The sequence below is a fragment of the Halomonas aquatica genome, from assembly GCF_040196335.1.
In the GTDB taxonomy this organism is placed as follows: domain Bacteria; phylum Pseudomonadota; class Gammaproteobacteria; order Pseudomonadales; family Halomonadaceae; genus Halomonas; species Halomonas aquatica.
Genome location: NZ_JBEGCJ010000002.1, coordinates 337269 through 357178 on the forward strand (window position 1 = coordinate 337269; position 19910 = coordinate 357178).

16 protein-coding genes are annotated in these 19910 nt (G+C 65.2%); 6 read left to right on the forward strand and 10 right to left on the reverse strand.

Going from position 1 to position 19910, the window contains the following annotated elements:
- Positions 1 to 48 precede the first annotated feature (48 nt).
- The 5 genes from ABE960_RS04720 to ABE960_RS04740 form a co-directional block, all read right to left on the reverse strand.
- A complete protein-coding gene (locus ABE960_RS04720) occupies positions 49 to 1215 on the reverse strand; it encodes a mandelate racemase/muconate lactonizing enzyme family protein (protein ID WP_349761085.1) in 1167 nt (388 codons plus the stop codon).
- 9 nt (positions 1216 to 1224) lie between these two features.
- Complete coding sequence (locus ABE960_RS04725; protein WP_349761086.1) at positions 1225 to 1680, reverse strand: tripartite tricarboxylate transporter TctB family protein; 456 nt, start codon at positions 1678 to 1680, stop codon at positions 1225 to 1227.
- Entirely contained in the window at positions 1677 to 3215 is a 1539-nt protein-coding gene (locus ABE960_RS04730) for a tripartite tricarboxylate transporter permease (protein WP_349761087.1), read from the reverse strand. Before ABE960_RS04730 ends, ABE960_RS04725 begins: the two co-directional genes overlap by 4 nt.
- A gap of 98 nt (positions 3216 to 3313) precedes the next feature.
- The gene (locus ABE960_RS04735) at positions 3314 to 4264 is read right to left on the reverse strand and encodes a Bug family tripartite tricarboxylate transporter substrate binding protein (RefSeq protein ID WP_349761088.1); all 951 of its coding nucleotides are present in this window, start codon (positions 4262 to 4264) and stop codon (positions 3314 to 3316) included.
- A gap of 161 nt (positions 4265 to 4425) precedes the next feature.
- Complete coding sequence (locus ABE960_RS04740) at positions 4426 to 5163, reverse strand: FadR/GntR family transcriptional regulator (RefSeq protein ID WP_349761089.1); 738 nt, start codon at positions 5161 to 5163, stop codon at positions 4426 to 4428.
- A gap of 123 nt (positions 5164 to 5286) precedes the next feature.
- Between ABE960_RS04740 and argE the strand changes: the two genes are divergently transcribed.
- Complete coding sequence (argE, locus tag ABE960_RS04745) at positions 5287 to 6441, forward strand: acetylornithine deacetylase (protein WP_349761090.1); 1155 nt, start codon at positions 5287 to 5289, stop codon at positions 6439 to 6441.
- A 195-nt stretch (positions 6442 to 6636) separates the two neighbouring features.
- Here argE and ABE960_RS04750 read toward each other — a convergent pair whose 3' ends face one another.
- Both ABE960_RS04750 and ABE960_RS04755 read right to left on the reverse strand, forming a co-directional pair.
- The gene (locus ABE960_RS04750; RefSeq protein ID WP_349761091.1) at positions 6637 to 7620 is read right to left on the reverse strand and encodes a DMT family transporter; all 984 of its coding nucleotides are present in this window, start codon (positions 7618 to 7620) and stop codon (positions 6637 to 6639) included.
- A gap of 115 nt (positions 7621 to 7735) precedes the next feature.
- Positions 7736 to 9436, reverse strand: a complete 1701-nt coding sequence (locus ABE960_RS04755; RefSeq protein ID WP_349761092.1) for a DEAD/DEAH box helicase — start codon at positions 9434 to 9436, stop codon at positions 7736 to 7738.
- Between the two features lie 433 nt (positions 9437 to 9869).
- Between ABE960_RS04755 and ABE960_RS04760 the strand changes: the two genes are divergently transcribed.
- A complete protein-coding gene (locus tag ABE960_RS04760; RefSeq protein ID WP_349761093.1) occupies positions 9870 to 10325 on the forward strand; it encodes a YaiI/YqxD family protein in 456 nt (151 codons plus the stop codon).
- A gap of 24 nt (positions 10326 to 10349) precedes the next feature.
- Here ABE960_RS04760 and ABE960_RS04765 read toward each other — a convergent pair whose 3' ends face one another.
- Together ABE960_RS04765 and ABE960_RS04770 are read right to left on the reverse strand one after the other, a co-directional pair.
- A complete protein-coding gene (locus ABE960_RS04765; RefSeq protein ID WP_349761094.1) occupies positions 10350 to 11354 on the reverse strand; it encodes a glutathione S-transferase family protein in 1005 nt (334 codons plus the stop codon).
- Positions 11355 to 11501: 147 nt separating this feature from the next.
- Positions 11502 to 12404 (reverse strand): LysR family transcriptional regulator, encoded by a 903-nt coding sequence (locus ABE960_RS04770; RefSeq protein ID WP_349761095.1) that lies wholly within the window; start codon positions 12402 to 12404, stop codon positions 11502 to 11504.
- A gap of 99 nt (positions 12405 to 12503) precedes the next feature.
- Here ABE960_RS04770 and ABE960_RS04775 point away from each other — a divergent pair, with 99 nt between their 5' ends.
- The 3 genes from ABE960_RS04775 (at position 12504) to ABE960_RS04785 (ending at position 17270) form a co-directional block, all read left to right on the forward strand.
- Positions 12504 to 13352 (forward strand): pirin family protein, encoded by an 849-nt coding sequence (locus ABE960_RS04775; protein WP_349761096.1) that lies wholly within the window; start codon positions 12504 to 12506, stop codon positions 13350 to 13352.
- A 215-nt stretch (positions 13353 to 13567) separates the two neighbouring features.
- Positions 13568 to 15277: a peptidoglycan DD-metalloendopeptidase family protein gene (locus ABE960_RS04780; protein ID WP_349761097.1), complete on the forward strand. Its 1710-nt coding sequence runs from the start codon at positions 13568 to 13570 to the stop codon at positions 15275 to 15277.
- Positions 15278 to 15416: 139 nt separating this feature from the next.
- Positions 15417 to 17270, forward strand: coding sequence for an ABC transporter ATP-binding protein (locus tag ABE960_RS04785; RefSeq protein ID WP_349761098.1), 1854 nt, complete (start codon positions 15417 to 15419; stop codon positions 17268 to 17270).
- Between the two features lie 17 nt (positions 17271 to 17287).
- Here the strand turns inward: ABE960_RS04785 and ABE960_RS04790 are convergent, their stop codons facing one another.
- The gene (locus tag ABE960_RS04790) at positions 17288 to 18949 is read right to left on the reverse strand and encodes a L,D-transpeptidase family protein (RefSeq protein WP_349761099.1); all 1662 of its coding nucleotides are present in this window, start codon (positions 18947 to 18949) and stop codon (positions 17288 to 17290) included.
- A 168-nt stretch (positions 18950 to 19117) separates the two neighbouring features.
- On the opposite strand from ABE960_RS04790, the gene ABE960_RS04795 reads away from it, so the two are divergent.
- Positions 19118 to 19852 (forward strand): murein L,D-transpeptidase catalytic domain family protein, encoded by a 735-nt coding sequence (locus ABE960_RS04795; protein ID WP_349761100.1) that lies wholly within the window; start codon positions 19118 to 19120, stop codon positions 19850 to 19852.
- The last annotated feature ends 58 nt before the right edge of the window (positions 19853 to 19910 follow it).

Sequence of the window (19910 nt, forward strand, 5' to 3'; positions counted from 1 at the left end):
AGCGTGAGTCACGCAGCCGGGGTTCGCCACTGACGCAGGTCAGGTCTCTCAGTGAAGATGCTGCTTGAATACCGCCATCAGCTCGCGCTTGTCCTCGAAGCCAATTCCCGGCATATCGGGAAGCGCGACCAGGCCCTCCTCCACCGGCGTGGAATCGGCGAAGCCACCAAAGGGGGCGAAGACATGGGGATAGGACTCGTTGCCCCCCAGCTTGAGTCCGGCGGCGATGTTGAGGGCAAACTGGTGACCACCATGGGGAATGCATTGACGCGGTGACCAGCCATGCTGGTTCAACACCTCGAGCATGCGCAGGTACTCCACCAGGCCGTAGCCGAGCACCGGGTCCATCTGCAGGATGTCGCGGTCGGGCCGCATGCCGCCATGGCGCAGCAGATTGCGCGCGTCCTGATGGGAGAAGAGGTTCTCGCCGGTGGCCATGGGTGGTGAATAGTGCTCGCTCAGTTGCTGCTGAAGGGCAAAGTCCAGTGGGTCGCCCGCCTCTTCGTACCAGCGCACGCCATAGGGAGCCAGGCCATCGGCGAAGGCCAGCGCTGTGCGCAGGTCGAATCGGCCATTGGCATCCACCGCCAGGCGCCCCGCGTCCCCCACGATGTCGATGGCGGCCTCGACGCGCTCGAGATCCTCGGCCAGAGGCACTCCGCCGATCTTCATCTTGGTGCAGGTGTAACCCATGCCGAGGTACTCGCGCATTTCCTCCTGCAAGGCGCTGATCTGCTTGCCCGGGTAGTAGTAGCCGCCCGCCGCATAGACCGGGACCCGAGCATCCGGCTTGCCGTCGCCGTGGCGTTCGGCCAGCAGTTGCGCCAGGGGCTTGTTCTCCACCTTCGCGACGATGTCCCAGATCGCCATGTCGATGATGCCCACCGCCACGCTGCGCTCGCCGTGGCCACCGGGCTTCTCGTTGGCCATCAGCACCGACCAGACCTTGAAGGGGTCGAGGTTAGCCCCGCTATCGTCGAGCAGGTCGGCGGCGTCGGCCTCCCTGAGGCGCGGCAGGAAGCGCTCGCGCAGCAGGCCGCTCTGGGCATAGCGGCCATTGGAATTGAAGCCGTAGCCCACCACCTGGCGACCATCGATCCTGGCATCGGTATAGATGGCCAGCACCGAGACATCCATCTTCGAGAAGGAGATGTAGGCGTTGGCGATGTCGGAGGCGATGGAAACGCGCGCTTCTCGAATGTCAGTGATTCTCATCATGGTTTCCTAGAACAGCAGGCCTGAGGGCAGGCGGACATTGAGGACTTGGGTGAAGATGGAGTAGAAGCCGCCCACCATGACGGCGATGATCGGGGTCCACAGCAGCAGGCGCTTCAAGGAGACTGGCCCTTCGACCCTGGCCAGGAACCAGGTGATGAAGAGCATGGTCAGGAAGCTCGACACCACGAATCCCACCTTGCCGATGGCGAACCACCAGGCCAGCAGGAGAAGGATAAGGACCAGCAGCCGCCACGGGCTGCCCGATATCTCGATGGAACGCTGCCCCGGCCTGAAGAATCCCTTGACGAACAGCAAGAGAGAGAAGGCGACCAGAATCACCAGAATGGCTCGGGGAAAGAGGATGCTGAGTCGGCCGATATCCGTCCCCCCCAGCCACAGCAGGGCCGCGAAGCTAAGGCCGAAGCCCCCCGCCGCCATGTCGGTATTCACACGCAGGATCATGAGTCATCTCCCTGACTCGGCGAGCCCTTGTCGAGCCGACCACTGCGCTCCAGCCAGGCCGGTAACATCGCCGTGGCGGCCCCCAGAAGCACCAGCGCGGCCAGTACCTTCGACAGAGGGTTGCTGACCAGGCGCAGCCAGGGAATCGGATCGACCACGGCCGCCAGCATCGTCTGCACATAGCCCTGTTCGGCGATTCCCCCGAGGATCAGCCCGAGGACGATGGGCGCCGCATGGATGCCGATGAGGCGCAGGAAATATCCCACGATGCCCATCATCATCATGATGCCGACGTCCAGCAGGCTGTTACGCAGGGCAAAGGTGCCAAGGATGGTCACCATGGCGATGGCCGGTACCATGAAGTGGTAAGGGGTCTTGATCACCACCTTGTGGATGAGACGAGCGCCGAGAAGCCCTACGGGAAGCAGCATCAGGGCCGCCATGCCCATGGAGAGGATGAAGCCATTGGTCAGTACGCCGGACTCGGTGAAGAGATCGAGCCCCGGCCGCAGGCCATGCATCAGCAGCACGCCGAGAATGATGGCATCCGGCGGCGCACCGGGAATGCCCAGGGTCAGCAGCGGGATCATGCTGCCAGCGACCATGACGTTGTTGCTCGACTCGGAGGCCACCACGCCATCGATATTGCCCTTGCCGAAACTCTTGGGATCCTTCGAGAACCGCCTCGCCTCGTTGTAGGCCACCAGACTGGTCACGTTGCCCCCTGCCCCCGGGATGATGGCAATGATCTGGCCGATCAGGCAGGAACGGATGAGATTGACGGGTTTGCCCAGGATATGGCGCGCGACCTGGCGGATGCCGACCTTGGACTTGCCGAACTCCCCGCTTTCGGTGATATTGCTGCGCCCCTCGGCGGCCATGCTCAGCAGTTCGGGAATCACGAACAGCCCGATCAGGGCCACGATCAGTTCGATCCCCCCCTGCATGGCGGGAAAACCGAAGGTGAATCGCGTTTCCCCACCCACCGGGGATACCCCGATGGTGCTCAGCAGCATGCCGATACAGCCCCCGATCATGCCCTTGAGCAAAGAGCCACTGGACAGGCTCGCCACCAGTGTCAGGCCGAGCATCGCGACCCAGAACATCTCCGAGGGGCCGAAGGCCACGGCCCAGCGCGCCAGGGGAGGCGCCAGCACCAGCAGAAAGGCTACCCCCACCAAGCCGCCGATCACCGAGGCGATGGTCGCCCCAGCAAGCGCCTCGTAGGCTCGACCCTGGCGCGCCATTGGATAGCCATCGAAGGTCGTGGCGATCGACGATGGCGTCCCCGGCGTATTGATCAGGATGGCGGTGAAGGCACCACCATAGATGGAACCCATGTAGACGGCTCCCAGGGCGATAAGGCCCTGGAGAGGCTCCATGGAAAAAGTGAACGGCAGAAGTACGGCCAGCGCCATGGTCGCCGTGAGGCCGGGCAAGGAGCCGATCAACAGCCCCGCCGAGACCCCGACCAGTACCGTGATGAAACTCTCGAAGGTCATCAGGGAAGCCAGTGCCTCGAGCATCATTTCCATGAATCAGCACTCCCGACGGCTCCGTCGGGAGCCGCAACGATGAACACGGGAAAAGCCAAGGCCCCGTGATCAGGGCCTTGGCGGGAGGAACGGCAGGATTACTCGGTTGATTCGAGGATCGGGGCGTAGGCTTCCCTGAGTTTCGAGATGATCTCGTCGACCTGGTCACCGGTGATGTATTCCATCACGAAGCCCAGAGGCTCCTGCTTCTCGGTGATGCGACGGTTGGTCTCGGCGAAGGCATCCTCGAGCACCGTGATGATCTCATCCGGCGTGCCCTTGGGCGCCGCGACACCCCGATAGGCACCGCCCACGATGTCGTAGCCCTGTTCCTTGAAGGTGGGCGCATCGGGCAGCGCCGGCACGCGCTCCTCGGAGGCCACGGCCAGTACCTTGACCCGATCCTCCATCTGCACACCGAGCATGGTGTAGTTGAAGATACCGGCAACGTGGTTGCCTTCCAGCGCCGCCGGAAGGGGCCCGGTGCCGCTGAAGGGGATATAGGTCAGGTCGATGTCGGCCTCACGCTCCAGGCGCAGCATGTCCAGGTGATTGGCGCTGTAGGTACCGCTGCCGCCCAGGGTCACGGCCTGGGGATTCTCCCTGGCATACTCGACGAGGTCCTCGAGGGTATCGAAGGGGCTATTGGCCGGGACGATCAGGGCATTGGGCGTGGAATGGAAGAAGGTGATGATTTCCCAGTTGTCGGTCTCGAAACCGGCATTGGAGCGCTGGATCGGCTGGCCGATGATGTGCGGGATATTGACGCCGATCAGTTCGTAACCGGTGGGCTCGGCATTGTTCTGGAACTCGCTCCAGGCAACGGCACCGCCGCCACCGGGACGGTGAGAGACATTGACGCTAACGCCGAGGATATCCTCCAGGTGCGGCTCCTGGAAACGCGCCGTGATATCCGACTCACCACCCGGGTTGAACGGAATCACGTAGGAAATCGGCTCTTCCGGATACTCGGCATGGGCGGCTCCAGCCAGACCCACTGCGGCAATGGCCGTCATGGCCAGCGCCAGCTTCTTGTTCGTGAACTTCATGGCATGCTCCAGATTGTTATGTCGTGATCGTCTTTTGGTTTTGGCAGCCGAGTCCTCTCGTTGTTGGTGTTGTCGCACCCAGCTACCGGGCCACAGGACCTCATCCCCGTCACTGAAGCCCTGAACTGAAGCTAGTCAAGTTGTAAAGGTTGTCAAGTTTCTTACCCGTCGAAGACACGCCGCCGCGAATTGCGCAGATGCCGCTGCATGCACTGGCCGGCACGCTCATCATCGCCGGCCAGGATGCTGTCATGGATGTCGCGATGCTCCTGCTGGACCTCAGGAACATGCTGCTCCGGGCGCTTCAGACCCAGCCCCCGCGCCAGGTTCTGGCCATAGGTAATCGCTGCCTCGAGCGAGACCAGCGTGTCGGCGAAGAAGGAATTGTGTGTGGCCCGGGCGATGGCGAGATGGAAGCCGAAGTCGGCATCCACCCCGAGGGCGTTGTCTCGGATGCGCTGTTCGAGTACTGCCAGTGCCCGCGTGAGCGCCGTCCTGTCCTCGCGAGTGGCCTTGAGAGCCGCCAGCCGGGCGGCCTCTGGCTCAACGGCGACCCGAAACTCGAAGCAGCGCTGGATGTCCGCCAGGCTCTCCAGCGGAGCGAACTCGAGCATGGCACGATCAGGACGGCGCTGGACGAAACTGCCGGAGCCGCGATGCGAACGCACCAGGCCATCATCCCGAAGCCGGGCCAGTGCTTCGCGCACGATCGGGCGGGACACGCCGTAGCGAGACGCCAGTTGCTCTTCGGAGGGAAGACGCGCACCTTCCGCGAAGTCACGGTTGATGATGCGATCGATGATGTCGCCATAGACGCGATCGCTGAGCTTCTGCCCGTTGTGCCATGACTCGCCGCCTCGCGAAGCCTCGGAAGCGCGCTTCTCTGCCCGTGAATCCATGGTCGTCTCCTGCAGCGTTCCCCCACAGCATAAGCCACCCCTCGCCCGGAGTGGAGAGAAGCGGCCCAGCCACCCGATCGGGCATGATAGGCTTGCCCGACACTGCTACCCGGGAGCCTGAACATGACCGCCACCGAGCTACTCGAACGCCTGGTGGGCTTTCCCACTGTTTCCCGTGACTCGAATCTGGACCTGATCGCCTTCGTCGAGGGCTATCTGGACGAGCATGGCGTGGAGCACTGGCGGATAGAGAGCGACGATGGCCGCAAGGCCAACCTGCTGGCACGTATCGGACCGGCCCGGGAGGGTGGCGTGGTGCTCTCCGGCCATACCGACGTGGTGCCGGTGGACGGCCAGCCGTGGTCAACGGACCCGTTCACTCTGTTCGACAAGGGCAATGGCCGCCTCTATGGCCGCGGCACCTGCGACATGAAGGCCTTCATCGCCTGCGCGCTGGCCGAGGTGCCACGCTGGGTGGGCCTCGACCTGGCGCGGCCGATCTGGCTGGCCTTCTCCTACGACGAGGAGGTGGGCTGCATCGGCGCCCCGCGCATGATCGAACGCCTGCTGGCCGACCACCCCCGGCCGGCGGCGGTGATCGTCGGCGAGCCGACCATGATGCACCCGGTGGTGGCCCACAAGGGCGCCACCAACCTGCGCACCACCGTGACCGGCCGCGCCTCCCATTCAAGCCAGGTCAACCAGGGGGTCTCGGCCATTCATGTGGCCGCACGCCTGGTGACCCGCATCGAGGACGTGATGGCCGACCTCAAGGCCGAGGGTCGTGTCGATGAGGCCTTCAACGTGGTCCATTCCAGCCTGCATGTGGGGAAGATCCAGGGGGGCACGGCGATCAACATCATGGCCCGGGAGTGCAGCTTCGACTGGGAGATCCGCCACCTGCCGAGCGACCGCTTCGAGGAGCTGCTGGGACGCGTGGAAGAGACCGCCGCCGACCTCGAGTCCGGGATGCGCCGGCGTGCGCCGGAGGCGGGCATCGTCACCGAGGCGCTGAACACCACGGTGCCGGCGCTTGCCGACGACAACAACGCCGAGGTGCTGGCGCTGTGTCGCGACCTGTTGGACGAGCGCCCAGCCGGCGCAGTGGCCTATGCCACCGAGGCCGGGCAGTTCCAGCGCGAGGGTCTGCCGACGGTGATCTGCGGTCCGGGGAGCATCGGCCAGGCCCACCAGCCCGACGAGTACATCGATATCGAGCAGCTCGAGGCGGGGGTGCGGTTCATGGCGGCACTGGGCGAGCGGCTGCAGCGAAAGTAGGCTGCTTGCTGCCTGCCAGTGACGGTGATGCGGGCCCTATCTCGCCCATCGGCGTGATGCGCTCGAGGATCAGGACGACGACCCCGAGGCGCTGCTTGCCGCGAGCCTCCTCTCCGACGCGAAAACGCCCCACCTCGTTTCAGAGGCGGGGCGCCGTCGTTGTTGGTGCCGAGCGCTTGTCGTTCCGAGCACGGGTCAGTGGCGCTCGGCTACCGGCGGGGCGGGATCGCCTCGCTCGATACTCTGCTCGGCAGCTGAATCGCGCAGGCGCCGGGCATCCGGCGCACCCTCGGCGGCCTTGCGACGCTGGCGACTCAGGTCGCGCAGGCTGCTGATCAGCATCGCGGAGACGATCAGGCCGCCGCCGACGAAGGCCAGCAGCGCCGGCACCTCGCCGACCCACCACCACACCAGCAGGGTGCCCACCAGGGTCTCGAGCAGCATGACCAGGCTGACCTCCGCGCCGGGCAGGTAGCGGGCGCCGGTCTGGATCAGGAAGTAGGCCAGCGGCAGAAGCAGTCCCATCAGCGCCAGGCGCTGCATGTCCTCGCCATCCGGCATTTGGACACCGCCCAACAGCGCGGCGGGCAGCAGCATCGCCAGGCACCCCAGCGGGAGGATCACCGTGGTGTCGACACCACGCTGACGACTGCCGCGTTGGGCACTGGCTACCGTGGTGTTGACCGCGATGCACACCGGAATGATCAGCGCCACGGCCAGGCCCGTCAGGCTCCCCTGCCCCACCTCGCCGGCGGCCATCAGACAGGCGCCGGTGACGCACACGGCGATGACGACCCAGGTCTGGCGCCGCAACCGCTGGCCGAAGAAAAGCATCCCGATCAGGCCCGCCACCAGCGGTGCCAGATTGATCATCACCAGCACGTTGCCCGCCGAGGTAAGTCGGGTGGCACCGACGAAGGCCCAGGCACTGGCGGCGAAGGCCAGCGGGCACCAAAGCGCGGCCGGGCCGCAGGCGAGCACCGCCTGTCCCAGGCGCTCGCGATAGCGGGCACCGGCAATCAGCAGCAGCACCAGGCCAAGCATCAGCCCGCGCCAGAACATGAAGGTGGCCACGTCCACCGAGGTGTCCTTGATCAGCAGGGCATCCGGCGAGAGCAAAAGCACGCCGATCATGGTGATCAGATAGCCGCGCAGCCGGAACGGCAGCCGCTTCCACATGAGAGGTTGCTCCTCGCGGGTGAAGGTATCGGGGTTACCAACAACGACAGGCCGGAGCAAGGCTCCGGCCTGTCGATGAGGCTGGGGTGCCGCCCGAGGGGCGGCAATCGCTGACTCAGGCGCTGGTGCGACGGCGAATCGGCGCGTCACTGTCCTGGCGGCGACGGGGCGCGCGCTCGGGAGCACCGCGATCCTCGCTGATCTCCAGGGGACGACCGGCGACGCGGGCCCGGGCCATCTTGGTCAGGATGCTCTCCGGCAGCGAGCTCGGCAGCTCGACCACCGAGAAGGCGGTACGGATGTCGATGCGGCCGATCCGGGCCCCCTCGATGCCACCCTCGTTGGCCAGGGCCCCGACCAGCTGACCCGGCTTGACGCCATCCTGGTGGCCCACGGAAACGCGGTAGCGGGTCATGCCCTCACGCGGGGCGCTGTCACGACGCTTCGGCTTGCCGTCACGCGCATTGCGGTCGTTGCGCTCGGCGCGGGGCGCCTGCACGCGACCGATGGGCGGCTCGTCGGCACGAGCCATGCGCGCGAAGGCACAGGCCAGCTCGATCGGGTCATGCCCCTCGTCGACCATCCGCTCGACCAGCGCACGCTGCTCGTCGGCACCGGCGGTCAGGGCGGCGATCACGCGCTGGTGGAACATCTCGTCGCGATGGGCGCGGATGGCGGCTTCGTCGGGCACAGGCATGTCGGTCATCTTCTGGCCGGTGGCCTGCTCGAGCCAACCCACCTTGCGGCCCTCGCGGAAGCCGACGAAGGTGATCGCGATGCCGGTGCGCCCGGCACGGCCGGTACGACCGATGCGGTGGGTATAGGCTTCACCATCCTGCGGCAGGTCGTAGTTGATGATGTGGGTGATGCGCGGCACGTCGAGGCCGCGGGCGGCTACGTCGGTGGCGATCAGCACGTCGACCTTGCCGCGCTTGAGGCGCTGGATGGTGCGTTCGCGCAGGCTCTGGTCCAGGTCACCGGAGAGGCTGGCGACGCTCATGCCGCGAGCGGAAAGCTGCTCCATCAGGGTGGTGCAGGCGGCCCGGGTACGCACGAAGACGATGGCGCCGTCGACGGGCTCGACCTCGAGGATGCGCGCCAGCGCCTCCTGCTTGGCACCGCCGTCGACCCGCACCATGCGCTGCTCGATACTGGCCGCGGTACCGACCTTGGACTCGATGGCCACCTTGACCGGATCCACCAGATAGCGATTGACGATGCGCTCGATCTCGGTCGGCAGGGTGGCAGAGAAGAAGACCCGCTGGGCATCCTTGGGGGTATCCGCGACCACGCGCTTGACGTCATCGATGAAGCCCATGCGCAGCATCTCGTCGGCCTCGTCGAGCACCAGGGCGTTCAGGCCGTCGAGCTTGAGGCTGCCGCGATCCAGGTGATCGATGATGCGGCCGGGGGTACCGACCACGACATGGGCGCCACGACGCAGGGCAGAGAGCTGCTCTCGGTATTCCTGGCCGCCACACAGGGTGGCGACTTCCAGGCCCTTGAGGTTCTGGCCGTACTTGCTGAAGGAAACGGCCACCTGCTGGGCCAGCTCACGGGTCGGCGCCATCACCAGCACCTGGGGCTCACGGCGGGTCAGCTCGAGCCGAGACAGCAGCGGCAGGGCGAAGGCAGCGGTCTTGCCGGTGCCGGTCTGGGCCTGGCCCAGCATGTCACGTCCTTCCAGCAGCGCAGGGATGGTCTGCGCCTGGATCGGTGACGGGGTCTCGTAGCCCTGGGATTCCACGGCAGAGAGAATGGCAGGCAGCAGGGCCAGATCGCCGAAACTCGGCGAGGCGACAGAAGTCGAGGTCATGAATCACACCTTGGTAGGCCGGCATGGCCGGCGAGTAACATCGGTGGCGCCCCTGACGCGGTGAAGCATCAGACACCCTGCAACCATTCAGCCGGTGAAGGCGGTGGGGCAGAGCGTAAATCGGAGTCGGGGACGCCGGTCGCACCTGGCATTCGGCCCATGCCATCGAAATCGATGGCCGCATGAGCCGCTGTGGCGACCGTTGGCGCCGATCTCGCCCATGTGGCGGATCTCGGTGGCGCTCCATCTACACAAATCGAACGCTCAAGGCACAGCACATGTCGCTGAGCCTCGCGTTTCGGCGCTTGCCTCGCCCGTCAGGGGGAGGTCGCGTCGTCATGATGGTGGGGTCAACACATGCGAGGAGGGCGCATGCTACCATCGTCTAGCTGGCCTGGCCAGCCTTATTCCCCCTCCCCTTCAGGAGCCTTGCATGCCGAGCCTCTGGATCGATGCCGACGCCTGCCCCCGGGTGGCGCGCGACATCATCATCCGCGCCGCCGAACGCACCGCCACGCCGACCTGGTTCGTCGCCAACCATGCCGTGCCACTGCCGCCTTCGAAGTGGGTCAAGGGTCTCTCGGTGAGCCAGGGATTCGACGCCGCGGACAACGAGATCGTCGAACGCCTCATCCACGGTGACCTGCTGATCACCTCGGACCTTCCGCTCGCCCTGGAGGCCATCGAACGCGGGGCTCGGGTGATGACGACCCGCGGCGAGGCGCTGGATGCCAACAACATCCGCGCCCGGGTACAGATGAGGGACTTCATGGAGACCCTGCGCGCCAGCGGCGAACACACCGGCGGCCCCAGTGGCTACTCCGACACCGACCGTCGCGAATTCGCCAACGCGCTGGACCGCTGGCTGGCGAAGAATCCCCAACGCTGAGGCCGCCGCTTCGGCGCGTGAAGTTTATCCCTTCTCGCGGATGCCCTTGCCAGGCAGGCGCTCGCGATCATGGGGCCGCTCAAGGCTCAGGCGCGGGCCGGCCGGGACGATGCGGGTCGGATTGATGTGCTCGTGGCTGTAGTAGTAGTGGCGCTTGACCTGGTCGAAGTCCACGGTTTCCTTGATGCCCGGCCACTGGTAGATCTCGCGCAGGTAGTTCGAGAGGTTCGGGTAGTCCTCAATGCGCTGCAGGTTGCACTTGAAATGGCCGTGATAGACGGCATCGAAGCGCACCAGGGTGGTGAACAGGCGGATATCGGCCTCGGTGAGCCACTCGCCGGCAAGATAGCGCCACTCGGCCAGGCGGGTCTCCAGCCGGTCAAGGCTCGCGAACAGCGCCTCGACGTGCTTCTCGTAGACGTCCTGCTCGGTGGCAAAGCCCGTCTTGTAGACGCCGTTATTGATGTGGTCATAGACGTCGGCATTGACGGCGTCGATGGTCTCGCGCAGGTCCGCCGGGTAGAGGTCCAGGCGATTGCCGGTGAGGTCATCGAAGGCACCGCCGAGGATGCGCATCAGATCGGCCGACTCGTTGTTGATGATGCGGCTCTGCTGCTTGTCCCACATGGCCGGCACCGTCACTCGGCCGGTGTAGTGCGGATCGGTGAGCGTATAAAGCTCACGATGGTAATCGACACCATTGACGGCATCGCCGCTAGAGCCCTCGTCGAGATCATAGGTCCAGCCCTGATCGAGCATCAGCGGGCTGACGTGGGAGACGCCGATCAGATCGTCGAGGCCCTTGAGACGCCGCATGATCAGCACCCGGTGCGCCCAGGGGCAGGCCAGGGAGACATAGAGGTGATATCGGCCCGCCTCGGCAGGCAGGCCCGGCTGGTCATCCGGCCCCGGAGACCCGTCAGGGGTAATCCAGTCACGCAGCTTCGCGGATTCCCGCACAAACTCCCCGCCGCTCTTCTTGGTGTCGTACCACTGGTCATGCCACTTTCCGTCGATCAAGAGCCCCATCTCGGCCTCCAAGGTGAAAGAATGAATGGCCTATAGCTTAAGCCAATAAAATCGAAGCTCAAGCGCACTTTTTCCGGTCAATCATTCGATTTTTTCAGGCTTTCTTTATCAGACTTTCTTTCCAGGTTTTCCTGTCGGTCTTTCTTTTCAGACTTGCTCGCTGATCGCGCTGGTCCTGACGGCCTCATGGAGATGCCGAGCCATGGCCCGGGTGGCCGGCCCGGCGCGGTCCTGATCACGATGGATCAGCTGGATCGGTACCTCACGCCTCCCGCCCGCCGCCAGGCGCAGTGGCTTGAGGCGCTCCGCTTGCAGGGACTCGGCGATGCGTGTCTCGGGCACCCAGGCGAAACCGAGGTTGCGCTCGAGCATGTCGATGGAGGTGTCGAGGTGACTCACCGTCCAGCGCTGCTCGGCCTTCAGCCAACCGGCATCCAGGGACTGGCGCAGGGCGGAATCGCGCACCACGAGCTGCCGGTGCTGCTCCAGATCACGCAGGTCAAGCACACGACCCAGGCGATGCAGCGCATGCTCGGGGTGGGCCACGGCGATAAAGTCGACCGTCACCAGCGCCTCGCCCAGAAAGCCCTTGGCGGCCAGGCCCGAGACCAGCAGGTCGGCATGGCCATCCTGGAGCATCTCCACGCCTCCATTGAGTACCGTCTCGTGCAGCTGTACCCGCACGTGCGGGTACGACGCCGAGAAGGCCTTCAGTGCCAGAGCCAGGGCGTCCGGGGGAAAGATCTGGTCGATGGCCAGCACGATCTCCGCCTCCAGTCCCTCGGCCAGCCGACTCGCGACGTCCTCCAGGGATTCGGCGTTCTCGATGAGCTGGCGGGCCCGACGCAGCAGCATCTCGCCGGCCTCGGTCAGCCGCACCTGACGCCCCACCGGCTCCAGCACGTCCACGCCGAGCTGTTCCTCGAGCTTGTGCACCGCGTGGTTGAGGGTCGAGGGACTCTTGTGAATGGCCTCGGCGGCGCGGGCGAAGCCGCCATGGTCGACCACGGCGGCCAGCATCTGCCATTGGGCCAGGGTGACTCGCGACATTTCGATTTCCTCGAATAACAATGGCGAAAGAATGCGCTTAATCTTCGAAAAAACCGACGTAGAATACCAGAACAACCTTACAGGAACGGAGACACATTCATGGCCACCACCCTGACGACCCGGCAGGTCGAGCGCCTGCTGAACACCCAGCCGAGCCAGGACGGCGATGGCGTCAACATCCAGCGCCTCCATGAATTCGGCGGTGGCCTGGACCCCTTCCTGATGCTCGACGAACTGGCTTCCGACCAGCCGGACGACTACATCGGCGGATTCCCCCCCCACCCCCACCGGGGGATCCAGACGCTGACCTATGTCATCCACGGCGGCCTGACCCACGAGGACCACATGGGCCACTCGAGCACCATCCATGCGGGAGATGCCCAGTGGATGCACACCGGCCGTGGCATCATCCATTCCGAGATGCCGCTGACCGACCATGATGGGCTCCATGCCTTCCAGCTGTGGCTGAACCTGGCGGCCAAGGACAAGCTCAGCCAGGCAACCTACCGGGATGTGCGGGCTGATGAAATGCCCGAACTGCAAGGCAGCAACGCCTCCCTGGTCGCCCTGGGCGGGTGGTGGCAGTCACTGGCCGGGGAAAGCGTCGACGGCCCGCTGGATAGCCTGGCCGGCCAGGGGGCCATCGCCCATGCACGGCTGGACGCCGGCGGCGAGTTTTCGCTGGCGACTCGAGCCACCACACTGCTGGTATATGTCTTTGCAGGCAGCGTGGACATCGCGGGCACCCGGGTCGCGAAGGGGCAACTCGCCCGCCTTGGCGCCGGAGAAGAACTCTCGCTGAACAGCACCGATGGTGCCCAGGCCCTGTTGCTGGCCGGCGAACCGCACGGGGAGCCTATTGCCCACTATGGCCCCTTCGTGATGAATCAGCAGACCGAGCTGGAACAGGCGCTGAGGGACTACCGTGACGGCACCCTTACCGACTGAGCAAATACCCCTGGGCCGGGGAATTGATACTCCCCGGCCCGACGTTGACAATGCTATCAAAAGACGACGTGGGCACCCTCGCTATTTGATGCCAGACGCGACGAACCTCGGCGGCATTTATCTGTATATCTATACAAACTAGAAAACTCATACATCATAGGGTATGGTTCTAAGGCCTTTACTTTTTCTTCTTCCACTGTCACGGCCTGTTACCTATGATGCGAATCCTTCATTCGCTGCCCCGCACGCACAAGTTGCTGTTGTTACCCGTCGCCACCATGGTCACCGTGCTGGGCGCCCAGAAGGTGGTCAACACCTTCGAAGATCTCCAGCGCGACCAGCAGGCGCTCGACACAGTGCTCGTCCCCCTGAATGCCGATGCCAGCCCCGGCCTGCCCTCACTCAACACGAAGCGGACGGCGGTGGCCGATGCTTTAGAGAAGGCCAACCAGGCCCTGGACGCGACTCGGGTCCACGTGCCGCTCTCCGAGCTGACTGCCTCGGAAATCGTCGATGTCGACTTCATTAACTCTGCCAAGGCCGAGCCAGAGATTCCCCAGACGCTCGCTCTTCCCGCCCATGGCGATCCATCGCCCCGGAACCTGGCAGAAGCCGTCATTCCCAGCATCGACGAGAGCGCCAAACACATGGCCGTGGTCATCGGGACCATCGCCAGCGGCATGCTCGATCACGACGGCAGCCTCATGGCCGATGCCACCTCCTATGAGGAGGTCTCCGAGAATGATCTCGATCTGTTCGCTGAGGGCCCCATCGTCCTCGAGCAAGAGATCGCCAGCAACGAGACCTTTGTTCCGCATTGGGAAACCTATACCGTCGAGAGCGGCGACACCTTCGCCATCATGGCCCAGCAGCACCTCGAGATGGGCTACAGCGAGGTCATGGCTCTTCTCGACGCACTGCCCGAGCCCCGCATCCTGACGAATTGGCGGGTCGGTGAACGCTTCGAATATCAGCTGGACGAACAGGGGGACCTGCTCGCCCTGCGGATGATGAAGAACGCCCGCAATGGCTACCTGATCGAGCGCCAGGGCGACGACTTCGAGATCGCCACCATCGAGCGCGCCGGCGAGGCCACCCAACGCCTCTTCGCCGGCACCATCAGCGGCAGCTTCGCACGCTCTGCCAAGGCCACCGGCCTGAACAGCGCAGAGGTGTCGAAGCTCTCCCGTGCCCTGGAAAGGAAACTCGACTTTCGCCGCGACACCCGCGGCGGCGACCGCTTTCAGGTGCTGGTGGAATCCGACATCATCGATGGCAAGAGCTATGACCCTCGGGTCCTGGCGGTCCAGTACGAAGGCGAGCGCATGAACATCACCATCGTGCGCAACGGCGACGACAACCGCTTCTATACCCCTGACGGCGAAAGCCTCGACCCGGCCTTCAATCGCTATCCCTTCGAGGGCCGCTACCGGCTGAGTTCCAACTTCAACCCCAACCGCCACCACCCGGTCACCGGTCGCATCAGCCCCCACAAGGGCACCGACTTCGCCATGCCCATCGGGACCGCTGTCCAGGCCCCCGCTAACGGGCGCGTCGAGAAGGTCGGCAACCATCCGGCGGCAGGGCGCTACGTGGTGATCCGCCACGACAACGGCTACAAGACCCGCTACCTCCACCTCTCAAAGCCCCTGGTCAGCAAGGGCCAGCGGGTTACCATGGGCGAGCGTATCGCCCTTTCCGGCAACACCGGACGCAGCACCGGGCCGCACCTGCACTACGAGGTCCTGGTCAACAACAGCCAGGTCAATGCCATGAAGGTCAGCTTGCCGGAAAACCAGAGCCTTCAGGGCGATCAGTTGGTGGCCTTCCAGCGTCAGGCAGAGCCCATGCTGGCCGCCCTGGAGAGCGGCCAGACCGGGACCGTGGTGGCCAGTACCCGTCAGCAGTCATCGGTCGACAACTAGGGCTGATCCCGCTGCCTCCCCCTGACCGCGCCCTGCCAACAGCAGGGCGCGGTCGTTCTGCGGCTACTCGGCGGGACGCGGCTACTGCGGGGCCGACCCGACGAGTACACTGGTCTGCCCAAGGAACGGAGAACCCGGTGTGTCCTCACCTCACTCTCATGCCCCCTCCTCGCCCCGGCCGGGCGGCATATTTTCCAGTTTCTTCGGGGTCTTTCGCTACAGCCACCGCGCCCTGGCGCTGGTCTGGCAGACCTCTCGCCCGCTGACCCTTGGACTGGCGGCGTGCACCCTGGTCGCCGGGGTCCTGCCGGCGGTAGCGGCCTGGATCGGCCAACTGATCGTCGACGCCGTGGTGGCGGCGATGGAACTGCATAGCGACACCGGTCGTGTCGACTGGTGGAGCGTGCTGCGCTATGTGCTGGCGGAGGCGGGCGTGGTCGCCGCCATTGCCCTGGCTCAGCGCGGCCTTTCGGCCCAGCAGTCGCTGCTGCGCGCCCTGCTCGGCCAGAAGGTCAACGTGATGATCCTCGAGAAGGCCGGCACCCTGTCGCTCGAGCAGTTCGAGGACTCCGAATTCTACGACAAGCTGACCCGAGCCCGCCGCGAGGCCTCGACTCGCCCGCTGGGCCTGGTCAACAAGACCTTCGGGCTGGCCCAGAATGCCATCTCGCTGGCCAGCTTCGGCGTGCTGCTGGTGCAGTTCTCGCCCTGGGCGATCCTTGTGCTGGTGATAGGCGCCCTGCCGGTGTTCGTCTCGGAGGCCAAGTTCTCGGGCGATGCTTTCCGGCTGTTCCGCTGGCGCTCGCCGCAGACCCGCATGCAGATGTACCTGGAGACGGTGCTGGCCCGGGAGGACAGCATCAAGGAGGTCAAGCTGTTCGGCCTGGAGCCGCTTCTGCTGGACCGTTACCGGAAGATCTTCGACTCGCTCTACGACGAGGACCGGAGCCTGACCATCCGCCGCGAGACCTGGGGCTTCCTGCTAGGCCTGCTGGGCACCCTCGCCTTCTACGGGGCCTACGCCTGGGTGGTCGCGGAGACCGTCACAGGAACGCTGACCCTGGGCGAGATGACCATGTACCTGATGGTCTTCAAGCAGGGCCAGGCGGCGCTCTCGGCAAGCCTCACGGCGATCGGCGGCATGTACGAGGACAACCTCTACCTGTCGAACCTCTACGAGTATCTCGAGCAGCCGGTACCCACCGAGCACGGCACCCTCACCGGGGGAGCGGTGCCGGGAGACGGCATCCGCTTCGAGGAGGTGAGCTTCACCTACCCGGACGCGACAACGCCGGCCCTCAAGGCGATCTCCCTGCACCTGAGGCCTGGAGAGAGTCTCGCCCTGGTGGGGGCCAACGGATCCGGCAAGACCACCCTGATCAAGCTGCTGACCCGACTATACGAGCCGACCGAGGGGCGAATCCTGCTCGACGGCAGCGACCTGCGCGACTGGAAGGTCGAGACGCTGCGCCGGCGCATCGGGGTGATCTTCCAGGACTTCGTGCGCTACCAGATGAAGGTGGGCGAGAACCTCGGCGCCGGGGACGTCGAGGCCTTCACCGACGAGCCTCGCTGGCGGGAGGCGGCACGACGCGGCCTGGCCGACGACTTCATCACCGAGATGCCGGGGGGCTATCACACCCAGTTGGGGCGCTGGTTCAAGGGTGGCCAGGAGCTTTCCGGCGGCCAGTGGCAGAAGATCGCCCTGTCGCGGGCCTACATGCGCGAGGGCGCCGACATTCTGGTGCTGGACGAGCCCACCGCTGCAATGGACGCGGCGGCGGAGGCGGCCGTCTATGCCGATTTCCGCGTGCACAGCCGGGACAGGATGACCATCCTGATCTCCCATCGTTTCTCCACCGTACGGGCCGCCGAGTGGATCCTGGTGATCGACAACGGCGAGATCCTCGAACAGGGCGACCATGACGGCCTGATGGCCGCCAACGGCCGCTATGCTCGGCTGTTTCGCCTGCAGGCGAGAGGCTATGAATGAGATAGCAGGACCGATGTCTAGGGTGCCAAGGGCCTGTCCAGGGCGTCTTTCAGCGCCGCATCCCGCTGGTAGATATCGGGACGAAAGATCAGTCGGCCATCCTCGCCAGAATGAACCGTCCAGTAGTGCAGGATGACCGGCACGGTGCGCTCGAGAGAGATGTTGCGGGTCTTCCCTTCGGAGACCAGCGTGGCCACGTGGGCCGGTGTGTCGGTGTCATCGAAGAGCAACTGGGCGAGTTCGAGCACCCCCTGTACGCGGATGCAGCCCGAACTGAACGCCCGCTGCTCTCGGGTGAACAGCCCCTGAGCCGGAGTGTCGTGCAGGTAGACCAGGTGCTCGTTGGGAAAGCGCAGCACCACACGGCCCAGGGCATTCTGGGGGCCGGCTCGCTGGCGCAGGATGACGTTCCCGGGCCGCTGCCAGTTGACCCGCCTCGGGTCGAGGCGCTGTCCGGAGGGGCCCAGCACCATGAGGTCCTGTTGCGAGAGGTAGCCGAGGTCGTGGCGCACCTTGGGCAGTACATCTTCGCGCAGGATGGTGGGCGGCACCGTCCAGGTGGGGTTGAGCGTCAGGTGGGTGATCCGCGAGCGTAGCGAGGGAGTGCGTCGATAGGGCCGACCCACCACGATACGCGAGCGCCAGACCTCCCCGTCGGGGCGGAAGTAGCTGATCCGATAACCGGCAATGTCCACCAGAACGAAGGAATCCGGCAGACCGTGCAGCAGCCAGCGGGCGCGTTCCAGGTTGACGCGGATCTGGTCGATGCGCGCGGACACGGGCAGGTTCAAGGCCTCTCGCGTCTGGGGGCCGACGATGCCATCCACCTCCAGCAGGTGGCGCTGCTGGAAACGCTTCACGGCTGCAACCATGCGGTCATCGTAGAGGCGCGGATCCGTGGCGCGGGCCACGACCCCCTCGAAGAGGTCCGCCACCATCACCTCCAGTTCCCCGATGATCGCCAGGCGTTCGCGCAGCAACGGCACATCCTCATGGAGGTCGCCCGGGCGAAGTGGCTGCGGCCGAGGCGGCAGCATCGGCCAGCCGCCCTGCCGCTCGATGTGGCGATAATGCGCCAGGCCTGCCCGGAGGCGCTGGTAAGGGAGCGCGGAGGGACGCGCCGCCGCGAAGGCCTCCTCGAAGCGATGGGCATCCACCGCCCGTGATATCGCCGCGAGATCCAGGGGAAGAGGCTCGATGGGCACCTCCCAGCCCGTATCGATACGATAGGGATCCACCTTGCCTCGCTGAAGGTGACGAAGGACCGTCAGCAGGACTCGGCTGGCCTGCAGGTCGAAGCGTGCCCGGTCATCCAGGGTGCTCGCCTCGGCACGAACCTGACGGTGGGCCGCCACCAGCGCATCCGGCCGGTAGTCCTGCGGGTTCAGGCCGTCTGCGGCCAGGGTGTGCAGGGCCGCGGCGAAGTCGGCCAGGGTCACGGGGTCCTGCCAGGCAGACCGCCAATCGCGCGCGGCGTAGAAGTCATGCAGCGCTCCCTCCTGCTCGCTCAAGCGCTCGGCGAGCGCGCCGGCCAGGGTGGGCTCCGCATCCTCGACAAGGAGGGGCTGTCCATCCTGGACGAGCAAGGGCTCCCCATCCTGGGCAAGGGCCACGGTGGCCAACGAGAGCGCCACCACCACCGCGAGAATCAGCGGCTGAAATCCTTTTGATGGGAGCATGGCTCCCTCCTTCTGTGTTTGAAAAGCTCTGGCCATTATGCCATTCATGGTCATAATACTCCCTGTCACGGAGCCGCAGGGACGCCTCCCCTTTTGTTTGCATGATTGCCCCGACCCCCTGGACCGGCCGTCGAGAGGGTGCAGCATGCCACCAGACAGGTTCCCCGAATGCCGACCAATGCCCCGAGCCGATGGCTGCCCGGAATGGCCCTCTTCAGCAGCCTGCTGCTGAGCGCCCTGCCCGCCCTGGCCAGTGACGACTTCCTGAACCAGGCCTATACGCCCGACACGCTGCACCAGCGCCTGCTGGACCAGACCCTGACCCGCCTGGCCCCCAAGGCCGATCCCGAGGTGCTTCGGCTCGCCGCCCGGGCCCTGCACTGTGCCGACCCCGATGCCGAGCGGCTGGCGGTGATCGACTTCTCATTGCCTTCCACCGAGCCCCGTCTCTGGGTCTTCGACCTGCAGCGCCAGGAGCTGCTGTTCAGGGAGCTGGTCTCCCATGGCCAGGGATCGGGCAATGCCATGGCCGAGTCCTTTTCCAACGTCCCGGAGAGCCATCAATCCAGCATAGGGCTGTTCCGCACGATGAACAGCTACCAGGGAAGCAACGGCTACTCACTGCGTCTGGAGGGCCTCGAGCCCGGCGTCAACGACCTGGCCTACGAGCGTGCCATCGTCATGCATGGTGCCGACTACGTCAGCGAGGCGTTCATCGAGCAGACCGGCCGCCTCGGCCGCAGCCACGGCTGTCCAGCGGTTCGCCAGGAGGTGGCGGCACCGCTGATCGACAGCATCAAGGAGGAACAGTACCTCTTCACCTACTATCCGGACCCGGAGTGGCTGGCGAGTTCGCACTTCTTCCGTTGCGACCGTGACGAGGCGCAGCTGGCCATGAACTGAGCCGAGTCCTGCCATGGTGCCCGGAAGAATGCCGTCATCTGCCCCCTACCACCGCCCC